We start from the raw sequence: 12,165 nt of genomic DNA on the forward strand, positions 1-12,165 counted from the left end.
GCGGGCCTCGCGCGCGGTCTCGACCTGCCGGACGCGGTCGAGGCAGCGAAGACATACGTGAGCGGCGCGATCGCGGCCGCCAATCGGCTGGCCATCGGCCGCGGGCACGGACCGGTCCACCACTTCTTCGCGCAGTGGCAGTGATCGGGACGATCGCGACGACCCCTTGCCTGGACGCCGAGGGCACGTTTGGACTATCGTACGTTCGTTCGAAGAACGGAACGAATTCAGGCAGTCGACGGTGATGCAGGATCAGGCGGAACGGATCGAACGCGGTCGCGCCCGGGACCTGCTCACCGGCGCGCAGGTCCTGTCGGGGCAGCTCGGCAAGACGATCCAGCGGCTGCGAAAGGCCTACAATCTCTCACTCTCGGAACTTGCCGAGCAGTCGGGCGTGGCCAAGTCGATCATCAGCCAGATCGAGCGCAACGAGACCAACCCGACGCTCGCGACGATCTGGCGCCTGAGCCAAGCCCTCGACGTCTCGATCGAGCGGGTTCTCGCCACCAACGACGAGGAGCCCTTCATCGAGAAGGCCTCGCGCGCGGACACCCCGATCCTCGTCTCGGAGGACGGGCGGGTGCGGCTCGCCATCATCGGCTGGGTCAAGACGATCGAGTGGCTGCAATGGTACGACGTCTCGGCGGATCCCGGCGGCGTGCTCGATTCCGATCCGCACCAGCGCGGCTCCGTCGAGTCGCTCTCGGTCCGCGAGGGCGTGTTCGAGGTCGAGGTCGCGGGCGTCGTCCAGACCGCGCGGGCCGGTGAGACCCTGCGCTACCGCTGCGACCGGCCGCACATCGTGCGCTGCGTCGGCGAGTTGCCGGGCCGCGCCACGATGGTGGTGATCATGAAGGCCGCGGTGATGGAGTAGGGGGCTGAGGCCCTCGGGGCTCAGCGTCCGGTATTCACCCAGCGCACCAGGTCGGCCAACACGGTCCCCAGGGCCGCGTCGAGCGCCGCCGCCCCGTTGCCGGCACTCACCGCCTTGATCGGCACGCGCGCCGTGAAGACCCGGGCCGCGGTGACCCGGCCGGTGCCCTCCGCGATCAGCTTGGCCGAGAGATCGACGACCGCCTCCCCGTTGCCCGCCGCGACGTCGAAGGCGCGGATCTCGCTGATCAGCTGGTAATCCGACGACACCTTGTCGCTCGGCCGGCTCACCGAGCGCAGACGGCCGGAATTTTCCAGGCTCTGGATCAACCGGGTCTGGATCAGGCGCGGCAGCCGGTCGGCCCACTGGCCGCCGCCCAGGAAGGAGAGCGATCCGCCGGGCTCGCGCACGATGATGCGGTCCGACTCGAACGGCTGGATGCCGACGGGCTCCGCCACCACGATCGCGCGCCCCGCCATGGCCGGCCGGCCCGACGGGGGCAGGGCGGCGAGGTCGAAGGTCAGCGGCGCACCGCCACCGCCGCAGCCGCCGAGAAGCGGCGCGACGAGGGCAGCGGCGAGCGCGAGGGCCGGGAAGTTCTGCGACATCCGGAATACCTGACGGGGAGACCGACGATCACCCGCAAGCGGGTTTCGTGGCAATTACAAGCTGTGCCGTATAACGGACCGGCCCTGCGGCCGGTGCCGTGCGCGCCGGCACTTCGGACCACACGGATCCTGCTCTAACGGCCACCGTTGTATTCCGGCAACGACGGCTTGCCGCCGAAGATGACCTGCGAGGGGTCGCGCTCCAGGCTCTTCACCGTGCGATTGAGCGCACCGAGCGTGCGCTGGCCATCCGTCGAGAGCGCTTCGACCTCGCGCCGACCCGAGCCGGAGAGCCGGTTGAAGCTCGTCGCGATGTTGGCGGTGCGCTTGTCGAGGTTCTCCGAGAGCGTCCGGAAGGCCCGGCCCGCGTCGCGCACGGAGATCGCCGCCTCGCGCACCTCCGTGAAGGTCGAGGAGCCCTGCTGGCCCGAGGCCGAGCCGAGGAAGCCCTCGGCGCCCTTCAGCACGCCGTCGATGCGGTCGGCCGAGGCGCTGAGCTTGGCCGCCAAGGCCCGGGCGTCGTGCAGGCCCGCCTCGATGTCCGGGCTCGCGTTGGCGAGCGCGCCCGAGAAGCGGTCCGCGTTCTGGATGACATGGTTCAGGCGCTCGCCGTCGACTGCCTTGACGAGGCCGGCGATGGAGGGGCCCGCGTCGGCGAGCGTCTTCGAGAACGCCTCGACATTGGCGAGCGTGCGGTTGATCGCGCCCTCGTTGCCGGCCACGACCTTGTCGAGGCGCTGGAGCACGTCGTCGGCGCGCTGGGCGATCTGCTTGGCGGCCGCCATCATGTCCTGGATGTCGGAGGAATCGGCGAAGATCGTCGGCGGCTCACCGTTCTGGCCGGGCTTCAGGGCGGGCGCGTCGGCGTTGCCGCCGGACAGCGCGATCACCGAGACGCCGGTCAGCATCGCCGAATCGAGGCGGGCGCGGGTGTCCGCCCGGAGCGGCGTCGCCGGCTCGACCTTGATTTGGGCGATCACGCGGCGCGGATCCTGCGGCAGCAGGCTCACCTCCGTGACCTCGCCGACCTTGATGCCGTTGAAGGTCACGCTGGAGCCGCGCGACAGGCCGCCGACGCTGCCCGAGAACACGATCCGCACGCCCTGGGCGATCTGACGGGACGATCCGCCCGACAGCCAGAACACGAAGCCGAAGCCGGCGAGGATCACCGCGAGGGTGAAGGCCCCGATCAGGGCGTAGTTCGCGCGCGTCTCCATGCTCAGCCTTTCATCCGAAGGTGCGGAGCGGCGCGGTGCGGGGCCGCACGAAGCGTGGCTTTGACCGGATCAGGCACGGGATCAAACATGGATGTCACCCCCCGTGACGATCGCGCGAGCGCGCTTCCCGTGGAAGTAGGAGCGCAGCCAGGGATGCTCGTGGGCCAACATGTGGTCGATCGGGCCCGCCGCGATGATCTGGCCGTCGCCGAGCGCCGCGATGCGGTCGCAGGCGGTGTAGAGGCTGTCGAGGTCGTGCGTCACCATGAAGACGGTGAGACCGAGTGTCCGCTTGAGCGTCGCGACGAGGTCGTCGAACTCGCCCGCGCCGATCGGGTCGAGGCCCGAAGTCGGCTCGTCCAGGAACAGGATCTCGGGGTCGAGCGCCAGCGAGCGGGCGAGCGCCGCGCGCTTGATCATGCCGCCCGACAGCTCCGACGGGTACTTGTCGGCGGCCTCGGGCTTCAGGCCGACCATCTCGATCTTGAGCCGGGCGAACTCGTCGAGCAGGCGCTCGGACAGGTTCAGGTGCTCGCGCATCGGCACCTGGATGTTCTGCTTGACGGTGAGCGCCGAGAACAGCGCGCCGTGCTGGAACAGCACGCCCCAGCGCTGCTCGACGCGGCGGCGCTCGCCAAGGCTCATCCCGTCCATGTCCTGCCCGAAGACCCGGATCGTGCCGGAGCGCTTCGGGATGAGGCCCAGGATGGTGCGGGTGAGGACCGACTTGCCCTGGCCCGAGGGCCCGACGAAGCCCATGATCTCGCCCCGGCGGATGTCGAGGTTGAGACCCTTCAGGATCGTCCGGTCGCGAAACCCCACGACGAGGTCGCGCACGCTGATGATCGGGTCGGGCTGAGTTTCCTGCACGCTCGCCTCAGAAATCGATGGCCGCGAAGAAGACCGCGAAGAGACCGTCGAGGACGATCACCATGAAGATCGACTTCACGACCGAGGCGGTGACGTGGCGGCCGAGCGACTCCGCCGAGCCTTCCACGGCGAAACCCTCGATCGTCGCGATGATGCCGATGACGAGCGCCATGAAGGGCGCCTTGATCAGCCCGACGAAGACGTGGTGCAGGCCGACCGCCGCCTGGAGACGGGCGAGGAACTGGTCAACCGTCAGCCCGCCGTAGAGCATCGCGGTGAGACCGCCGCCGAGGAGCGCCGAGAGGGCACCGATCAGCGTCAGCATCGGCAGACCGACGACGAGCGCCAGGATGCGCGGCACGATCAGCACCTCGACCGGATCGAGGCCCATGACGCGCAGCGCATCGACCTCCTCGCGCATCCGCATCGAGCCGATCTCGGCCGTGAAGGCGGAGCCGGAGCGGCCCGCCACCATGATCGAGGTGAGCAGCACGCCGAGCTCGCGCAGGATCAGCAGGCCGATCAGGTTGACCACGAAGGTCTGCGCGCCGAAGCGCTGCAGCTGGAAGATGCCCTGCTGCGCGACGATGCCGCCGACGAGGAAGGAGATCAGCACGATGATGGGCGCGCCGCGTAAGCCCACCTGCTCGATCTGGTTGACGAAGGCGCTGGTGCGGAAGGTCCGGGGCCGCGCCGCGACGCGTCCGCAAGCCGCGACCACCTCGCCCAGGAAGGCGATGCCGGTGACCATGTCCTGGCCGCCGCCGACCACGCGCCGGCCGAGCCCGTCGAGAGCGCCGTAGATCCGGCCGACCGGCTTGGCCGGCGGGACATCCGGCTCACGCAGGGACATCTCGCCGAGCAGGATGCGGTACTCCGCCGTCGCGCCGGCGTAGCTCAGGCGTCCGCCCGCAGCCTCGATCTCGGCCCGGGTCCGCTCCAGCACCCAGGCGCCGAGGGTGTCGAGCCGCTCAATAGGGGCGAGATCGACCACGACCGCCCGGTCCGCGGCGGCCTCGGCGATGCGCCGGGCCGCGCGTTCGACGGAGGCGCCCTGGTCGGCGGTCCAGCGGCCGCCGAGCGCGAGGCGGCCCTCCGCGCCGTCGAGGACGCGCGCAGCGGAGGTGTCCTCGATGATCCGGGTCCGTGCGACGCTCAGCACGCGCGGCCTCCGCTGGCTGCCCTACGGGCTCTCGGGTCCATGACGCCGCCCTTCCTGCGCCCCGGTTATGACGAGATTAGGGTTACGCTTCGGTGTTCATTCCCTGGGGGCGCGTGCCCTGGCGCACATGCCGGCGCGCCGCGGCGGCCGTCAGCGCGAGCCCGGCGAGCGCGAGCGGCGCCATCATGGCGAAGGCGAGGGGACCGCCGGCCCGGTAGGCGAAACCGGTCAGGATCGTGGCCGAAGCCGAGACGGTGGCGTTCACCGCGCTCAAGGTGCCCTGCGCGCGGCCGCGGGCGCCCTCGGGCGCGAAGCCGGAGACCGCCGCCATCGCGCCGAGCTGGGTCGCCCCGAAGGTGAAGCCGTGCAGCGCCTGGAGGGCGACGAGCGCCGGCAGCCAGTCTCCGAGGGCGTAGAGCCCGAGCGCCCTTACCAGCGCGGCGGCCCCACCCATGGCGAGGAGCCGGAACGGCGTGCGCCAGCGCGCGGGCAGCCGCCCGATCAGGGCGAACAGCACGATCTCCGAGAGAACGCCCACGCCCCAGAGGCCGCCGACGGTCGCGGTGGACAGGCCGTGCCCGGTCCAGTGGATGCTGCCGAAGCTGTAGATCGCCGCGTGGCTGGCCTGGATCGCGGCGGCCGCGCCGATGCAGAGCCAGAGGTCGAGCGGCAGGCGCGGCCGGTCGTCCCCGAAGGTGCGTACGGGCGCGGGGGCCACGTCGCGGCTGATGAAGGCGACGCTGCTCGCGATCAGCGCCAGGCCGGTGAGCAGCAGCGGCACCGCGACCTCACCGCCGAGCCCGGTGAGCAGCGCGCCGCCCGCGAGGTTGGCGGCGAGGAACGCCACCGAGCCCGCCATGCGGATGCGGGCGTAGTCGAGCCGTGGCCGGGCGCGCACCGCGGCGAGCGTCAGGTAGTCGATGCTCGGGACCAGCGGCGCGCCCGCGATCGCGTTCAGCACCGTCAGCGCGGCGAGAAGCCCCCAGCCGAGAGGGGCGGCGGCCGGCATCAGCCCGTAGGTCAGTGCGAGGCCGAGGCTCCCGACGAGCAGCAGCGTGCGGGCGCCGACGCCGCGGTCGATCAGGCTCATCAGGGGCGCGGTCGCGACGATGCGGGTCGCGATCGGCAGGGCGAGCAGCAGGCCGATCACGGTCGGATCGAGGCCGAGCGCGTCGAGCCAGACCGGCATGAACGGCATGGCGATGCCGATCTCGACGAACACCACGGCGTAGAGCAGGGCGAGGCGCGGGGCACCGGTCTGGGCGGGGGCGGGCGGGGCGTGGAACAAGACTTCGCGAGAGTGCTCGGGCAGGCCGGGTGCGGCGCCGGTTCGTAAGCGCGCGTTAAACCAGCTCTGTCAAATTCGCCGCGTCCGTTGCGGCCGGTCCTGCCGCGCCGAGGCCCCGTGCGAGGACGCGTTCATGTCCGGATCCCAATCGCTGACGCCCTACGAGCCGGATGCCTACGAAGTCATCGCGCAGGCGATGGCCGAGAGCGAGCGTGGCCGCTGGTTTCTGGACGAGCACGCCCGTCGCAACCGCGGGCCGGACACGGGCACCCTTCTGGACGCGATCGCGCGGCTGGAGAGCGCGGTGACGGCGCAGCGCCCGCCGGACGATCTCGCGCATCTGCGCGGCAACCTCCTCGACATGGCCAACGCGATCAGCCGCACGAAGGCCGAGATCGCCGCGATCAGCGCGCCCGGCCAGGACCAGAGCCGGCTGGGCTCGGCCTCCGAGGCTCTCGACGCGATCGTGCGCACCACCGAGCGGGCAACCTCCGACATCCTCGGCGCGGCCGAGGAGGTGCAGGAAGCGGCCTGGCTCCTACGCGAGCGCGGGATCGAGCCGGAATTCTGCGATCGCCTCGACCGGCACGCCACCCAGATCTACACCGCCTGCTCGTTCCAGGATCTGACGGCTCAGCGGACCGGCCGCATCGTCCACACCCTGCGCTATCTCGAGGACCGGCTGTCCTCGATGATTGCGATCTGGGACGCGGAGGGCGAGCGCGTCCCGCCGGCACCCGAGCGGGCGGGGGCGGCTGCCGACCTCTGCCAGAGCGACGTGGACCGCTTCATTGACGCGGAGGCGCCGGCCATCCCTGTGTCGCCGCTGCTGGGCGCCACCGCCCTCGACGACGACCTCGTCTTCGTCGAGACTCCGGCCGAACCGCAGGTGGAGACCGCCGTCGACGCGTTCGATCTGGATGGCATGGACGCGGTCTCGGCGGCCGAGGCCGAAGAGATCGCGTTCGGCGCCTTAGAGCCGACGGCCGAGATCGCGGCAGTCGGGAGCGAGGCGGAGTCCGTGGCCGCGGCACCGGAGATCGGGCTCGACACCATCGAGGTTCTGGAAGAGACCGCGGAGATCGATGTTCAGATCGTGACCGTCGCGGAGGAGACCGCCGAGGCCGCTCCGCAGGACATCGAATTCGCGACGGCCGAAGTCGAGGCGGATGCCGCCCTGAGCGTCGCCATCGACGTCCCGGTCGCGACGCTCGAAGAGCCGATGATCAAGACGGACGAGCCGGCCCTCGGCACGGCCGAGTCGGACGACGCGATCGCGGAGGCCATGATCCTTCCGCCGGTACTCGAAGCGGCCGAGGATGCGGACGAGCCGGCCCCGGCGCGAGAGAACAGAGCCGGCAGCGCCGAGCCGGCCCACCTCGACGAGATCGACCTCCTCAGCATCGAGGAGAAGCTGGCGCTGTTCTCCTGAGCGGACGACGCGTCGCGGTCGCCGCCGCGCGCGGATCGGTCTATGGGGCTCGCGACAGGGCGGTGCGCCCGATCCGAGCCCCAGATCGTTTCGAGCCGTGACCAAGCCCGCCGTCCAGCCCGTCCTCCACCTGCTCAAGCTCAGCGTCGGCACGACATCGATCGCCGATCTCGCCGCTTGGCAGGCCCGGCGCCGCCAGGAAGCCGCGCTGTCGGGGCGGGACGCTGCCCCGTTCCACGTCACCCGCATGGTCCCGTCGCGCCGCACTGAGATCGTTGGACGCGGCTCGATCTACTGGGTTATCAAGGGCACCCTGTGCTGTCGCCAGCCGGTGACGGCGATCGAGCCCGTGACCGGCGCGGACGGGGTGCCGCGCTGCCGCCTCGTCCTCGGCGAGCCGCTGGTGCCGGTCGCCCCGCGTCCCTGCCGCCCGTTCCAGGGGTGGCGCTACCTCGCGGCGGCCGACGCCCCGGCCGACCTCGACCCCGCGGCCGCGGGCGACATCGCCGAGATGCCTGAAGCCCTGCGCCGCGAACTCGTCGGTCTCGGATTGCTCTGAAACCGGCCGCGATTGCGGCGCAAGAATCGGGACGCCCGGCTCCGACCCAGGTCCTAACCTCGCGCCTCCTCTACCGGGATCGGAGCCGCGTGCCATGCCAGAGACCGTAAACCGCCCCATGCACCCAGCCGAGTGGGCGCTGCTCGTCGCGCTCTCTCTTCTCTGGGGCGGGTCGTTCTTCTTCACGGGTGTCGCGCTCACGGCGCTGCCGCCTCTCACGACGGTGGTGCTGCGGGTCGGGCTCGCCGCCCTGATCCTGAACTTCGCGGTCCGGGCAAGCGGAACGCGGCTGCCCCACGGACGGGGGATCCTGCGCGCCTTCCTCGGCATGGGGCTTCTCAACAACGCGGTACCGTTCTGCCTCATCGTGTGGGGGCAGACGCATATCGCCTCGGGGCTGGCCGCAATCCTCAACGCCGCGACGCCCCTCTTCACGGTCGTGGTCGCCCATTGCCTGACCGGCGACGAGCGGATGAGCCCCAACCGGCTCGCCGGGGTTCTGGTGGGCTTCGCGGGTGTGGCCGTGATGGTCGGACCGGCGGCCATGGGCAGCGTCGGCACGGAATTGCCGGCCCAGTTCGCGGTGCTGGGAGCCGCGCTGTCCTACGCGCTCGCGGGCGTCTACGGCCGCCGCTTCGCCCGGATGGGGGTATCACCCCTCGTCACCGCCGCCGGGCAGGTCAGCGCGTCGACGCTCCTGCTCCTGCCCGCCATGCTGCTGGTTGACAGGCCATGGACATTGGCGATGCCCGGATTGTCGGTCTGGGGCGCGGTTCTGGGCGCCGCCGCGCTCTCGACCGCACTCGCCTACGTGATCTACTTCAGGCTTCTGGCGACCGCCGGGGCGGCAAACCTTCTGCTCGTCACCTTTCTGGTCCCGATCTCGGCGATCCTGCTGGGCTCGATCGTCCTGGGCGAGCGGCTCGCCACCTGCCACTATCTCGGCATGGCCGTGATCGGCTGCGCGCTGGCCCTGGTCGATGGCAGGCTGTTGCGGCGTGCCCGAATGCCCGGCCCACTCGGTCGCACCGATCCCGAGATCTATCAGAGCCGGGACATCTGAGTCCCGCGCGTCCCGGGATCCGCTCGCGCGGCCCGGGACGATGGTTGGGTTGCCTTATGCCCCCTCGAAGCGCCCGCTCGCGTGGGCCAGCAGGGTGTAGACCTTGCCGGTCTCCGAGGTGAGGTAGGCGTCGGCCCGGCGAGTGTCCGGGTCGTTCTTCATCACGTCGCCGAGCAGGCGCTCGAACTCGCCGACGTAGCGGTCCACCGTACGGCGGAACTCCGCATCCCCGCGGTAGCGGCGCTGGACCTCCGCGAAGGTCTGCCGCCCCTGCGCCGTGTAGATGCGCGGGTCGAACAGGTTCGGCTCGCCACGGCGATAGCGCTCCCACAGGTCGACCGCCGTGCGATGCTCGATCATCCGGGCGATGTCGTTTGAGATGCTCTCCAGCGTCCGGTTCGGCTCGCTGGCGGCCGCCGGCGCACGGGCGGCCGGCTCGTCCTCGTCCAGCGAGGCGCGGGTCAGCAGGTCCGAGAGCCAGCCGCTCTTGTCCCCAGCGGCCGGGCGACCGGCGGGTCGGGCCGTGGCCGGACGGGGCGCTGGCGCCGCCGTGGGCCGAGCGCTCGCCGGGTTCGCGGCCGGGCTGGCCCCCGGGCGCGGCGCGCCGGCCTGGGCCGCAGCTGCCGCCGGCGCGGGCTTGGCGGCCGGTGCCGGGAGGGAGGCTGTCGGGCGCGACACCGGCTGCGGGCGGGCACCGGCCTCCGCGGCCGGGGCGGCCGGCTTCTGACTCGTCTGTGCGTTAGGCTGCGCGACGTCAACCGCGCGGTTCGACTTGGCGACAAGGGCCGAGAGCTCACTCAGCGCCCTGATCTGGTCGGAGACCACGCGGCGCATCTCGCCCGCCGCGTCCTGGGTCTCCTGCGGGAGCTCGAGCACGCCCTTGGCGAGGTCCGCCCGGGTCGCCTCCAGCTCGCCGCGGATCTGAGCGGCCATATCACGGAGCGCCGCGAGCGATTCGCCGAAGCGTCCCTGCGCCGCCTCGAAGCCGGTGCGGATGTCGCGGGCCGCGCTCTCCAGCGCGGAGCGCACCGCCTGCGCGGTCTTCTCACCCTCGGCGCCAGCACCCGTGCTGAGGCCCGTAAAGGCCTCGGTGACGGCCGCGCCCGCTTCCTCCGCCGAGCGGGCGAGGCTCTGGCCGACCGTGCGGGCCCGCTCCTCGGCGGCCACCAGGCTGCGCTCGATCCCCTCCGCGAAGGCGCGGGTCCGGGCTTCGAGCACCTCCGAGCGCTCCTCCATCCCGGCGAGCGCCGCCTCGACGGCGCCCTCGCGGCCCGTGAGGGCGGCGGCCAAACGCTCCTCGATCGCGGCGAGCGTGCCCGCCGACCGGTCGAGGGCCGTGACATGGCCGCGGGTCATCTCACCGAGGGCGCGACCGCGACCGTCGAGCGCCTCGGCGAGGCCGGCGGCCTCGCGCACGGCACCCTCGGCCACCGCCTGCAGGGCACTGACCTGGGCGGCGACGCCGTCGCTGGCCTGACCCGTCCGGCGGGCGATCTCCGACAGCGCCTCCTGGATCTGGGCGACGCGGCCAGCCAGACCCTGCTCGATCGCACCGAGATTCTCGCCCGCATTGCCCAGCAGGTCGCGCAGGGCCTCGTTGGCCGAGTCGATGCGCACCAGCACCCCGCCGAGGTCGCGCCGCAGGCGCTCGTTGGTCTGCCCGAGCTGCTCAATCGCCCGCCCAGCGCCGTCCTCGACCGCCTCGCGCAGGAGCCGTGCCGATGCCTGCGACTGCGCGGCCAGCGCCTCGGTGCGGGCCTGGAGCGCCTCGATCAGCGGCGCACCGCTCTCAGCGAGCGCCCGCTCGATAGCCGCACCGCGCTCGCCCAGCGCGTCTGCAAGCTGCAGCACCGGCCCATCGATCGTGGCGCGCAGGCGCTCGACATGGTGCTCCATCGCGGCTTCCACGGCACCGCCGCGCTCGTCCACGCTGGTGACGAGGGCGCCGCCCTTCTCCTCGATGGCGCGCACCAGGGACTCGGCGCTCTCCGCGAGGCGGCGGGACAGCGCCTCGCCGCGGGCATCGACCAGCTTGCCGAGCGCGTCGGCGCGCCGCTCGAAGCCCATCGACATCTGGCCCGCGCGCTCGTCCATCAGCGTGGCGACCGCCGCGTTGCGCTCGTCCAGTGCGGCGGCGAGCGCCGCCGTGTGCGCCTCGGCGAGGTCCGCGTGGCGCCGCGCGCGGTCATCGAGCGCGGAGACGAGGCTCGCCATGCGCTCGTCCACGAGGCTCGCGAAGGCGTCGTGGCGCTCGTCGAAGGCCGTGGCGAGGGCGTCGCCGCGGGCTGCCACCAGCGTCGCGAACAGCTTCATTAGGCTGTCGATACGGGTGGTGAAGGCCTCGCTGCGGGCATCGACCGCCTCGGTCAGCGCCGTGCCGCGCTCGTCCACGTGGCGGACCAGCGCCTCGGTGCGGCCCTCGACCAGGGTGTCGAGGTCGTTGAGCCGTGCGTCGAAGGCCTCGGTGAGCGCCTGCACACGGGCCTCGACGGCGTCGGTGAGGTTGAGGGCGCGCCCGTCGAGCAGTCCCTCGATGGTGCCGCGCGCTTCCTCGAAGAGGGCGCGGAGTGCGTCGACTCGGGCATCGACCGTCTCGGCGAGGGCGCGGCCGCGCCCCTCGACGATCGCGTTGAGACCGGCATGAGCCTCCTCGAACAGGGCGCGCAGGCTCCGGGTGCGCTGCTCGACGCTCGCGGCGGCCTGCCGCTCCTGCGCCTCGACGAGGCCCGCGATGGCGGCGGGCGCCTCCTGCAGAAGGCTGCGCAGGGCGCCGATCCGGCCTTCGATCTCCGTGGCGAGGCGGTCGCCGTGGTTCTGCGCCGCCGCGTCGAGGGCGGCGTGCGCCTGATCGAACAGGCCGCTCAGGCGGTCGGTGCGGGCCTCCAGGCTCTGCACCATCTGGCGCTCGCGGCTCTCCATGAGGCCCGCGATGGCGACCGGCGCCTCCTCGAGGACAGCCCGAAGGGTCTGGACCCGGGTATCGACCGCACCCGCGATGCGCTCGCCCTGCCGCTCCACGGTGGCGTCGAGAGCCGTACGGGCCTCGTCCAGCAAGCCTTGCAGGCGCTCGGTACGCCGGTCGAGGCTGTCGC

Annotated in this window: 10 protein-coding genes and 1 pseudogene; 5 read left to right on the forward strand and 6 right to left on the reverse strand. The window is 72.0% G+C overall.

The window, feature by feature from the left end; translation table 11 throughout:
• Together MFF54_RS17495 and MFF54_RS17500 are read left to right on the forward strand one after the other, a co-directional pair.
• Positions 1-144, forward strand: a 144-nt coding sequence (locus MFF54_RS17495) for a bifunctional hydroxymethylpyrimidine kinase/phosphomethylpyrimidine kinase (RefSeq protein WP_238304101.1), incomplete at its 5' end; no start/stop codon positions are given.
• A 100-nt stretch (positions 145-244) separates the two neighbouring features.
• Positions 245-874 carry a helix-turn-helix domain-containing protein gene (locus MFF54_RS17500; protein ID WP_238304102.1) on the forward strand — a complete coding sequence of 210 codons (630 nt, stop codon included), beginning with the start codon at positions 245-247 and terminating at the stop codon, positions 872-874.
• A 20-nt stretch (positions 875-894) separates the two neighbouring features.
• On the opposite strand, the gene MFF54_RS17505 is transcribed toward MFF54_RS17500, so the two are convergent.
• From MFF54_RS17505 to MFF54_RS17525, 5 genes are all read right to left on the reverse strand, one after another.
• Entirely contained in the window at positions 895-1,482 is a 588-nt protein-coding gene (locus tag MFF54_RS17505) for an ABC-type transport auxiliary lipoprotein family protein (protein WP_238304094.1), read from the reverse strand.
• Between the two features lie 134 nt (positions 1,483-1,616).
• Entirely contained in the window at positions 1,617-2,699 is a 1,083-nt protein-coding gene (locus MFF54_RS17510) for an MlaD family protein (RefSeq protein ID WP_238304095.1), read from the reverse strand.
• 81 nt (positions 2,700-2,780) lie between these two features.
• Complete coding sequence (locus MFF54_RS17515; RefSeq protein WP_238304096.1) at positions 2,781-3,569, reverse strand: ABC transporter ATP-binding protein; 789 nt, start codon at positions 3,567-3,569, stop codon at positions 2,781-2,783.
• A gap of 7 nt (positions 3,570-3,576) precedes the next feature.
• Positions 3,577-4,728, reverse strand: a complete 1,152-nt coding sequence (locus tag MFF54_RS17520; RefSeq protein ID WP_238304103.1) for an ABC transporter permease — start codon at positions 4,726-4,728, stop codon at positions 3,577-3,579.
• An 85-nt stretch (positions 4,729-4,813) separates the two neighbouring features.
• Entirely contained in the window at positions 4,814-6,019 is a 1,206-nt protein-coding gene (locus tag MFF54_RS17525; protein ID WP_238304097.1) for an MFS transporter, read from the reverse strand.
• A gap of 133 nt (positions 6,020-6,152) precedes the next feature.
• Here MFF54_RS17525 and MFF54_RS17530 point away from each other — a divergent pair, with 133 nt between their 5' ends.
• From MFF54_RS17530 to MFF54_RS17540, 3 genes are all read left to right on the forward strand, one after another.
• On the forward strand, positions 6,153-7,451 hold the full coding sequence (locus MFF54_RS17530; protein ID WP_238304098.1) for a ribonuclease E domain-containing protein: 1,299 nt from the start codon (positions 6,153-6,155) through the stop codon (positions 7,449-7,451).
• 97 nt (positions 7,452-7,548) lie between these two features.
• Positions 7,549-8,010, forward strand: coding sequence for a DUF1489 family protein (locus MFF54_RS17535; protein ID WP_238304099.1), 462 nt, complete (start codon positions 7,549-7,551; stop codon positions 8,008-8,010).
• A gap of 94 nt (positions 8,011-8,104) precedes the next feature.
• A complete protein-coding gene (locus MFF54_RS17540; protein WP_238304100.1) occupies positions 8,105-9,073 on the forward strand; it encodes a DMT family transporter in 969 nt (322 codons plus the stop codon).
• A 54-nt stretch (positions 9,074-9,127) separates the two neighbouring features.
• On the opposite strand, the pseudogene MFF54_RS17545 reads toward MFF54_RS17540, so the two are convergent.
• A pseudogene (locus tag MFF54_RS17545) lies at positions 9,128-12,165 on the reverse strand (hypothetical protein); the annotation flags it as partial.

Source organism: Methylobacterium gregans (assembly GCF_022179245.1).
Lineage (GTDB): Bacteria > Pseudomonadota > Alphaproteobacteria > Rhizobiales > Beijerinckiaceae > Methylobacterium > Methylobacterium gregans.

Bases quoted from the DNA above. Each gene is read 5' to 3' on its own strand.
- MFF54_RS17500 (WP_238304102.1), top strand. From the start codon at position 245: ATGCAGGATCAGGCGGAACGGATCGAACGCGGTCGCGCCCGGGACCTG.
- MFF54_RS17505 (WP_238304094.1), bottom strand. From the start codon at position 1,482: ATGTCGCAGAACTTCCCGGCCCTCGCGCTCGCCGCTGCCCTCGTCGCG.
- MFF54_RS17510 (WP_238304095.1), bottom strand. From the start codon at position 2,699: ATGGAGACGCGCGCGAACTACGCCCTGATCGGGGCCTTCACCCTCGCG.
- MFF54_RS17530 (WP_238304098.1), top strand. From the start codon at position 6,153: ATGTCCGGATCCCAATCGCTGACGCCCTACGAGCCGGATGCCTACGAA.
- MFF54_RS17540 (WP_238304100.1), top strand. From the start codon at position 8,105: ATGCCAGAGACCGTAAACCGCCCCATGCACCCAGCCGAGTGGGCGCTG.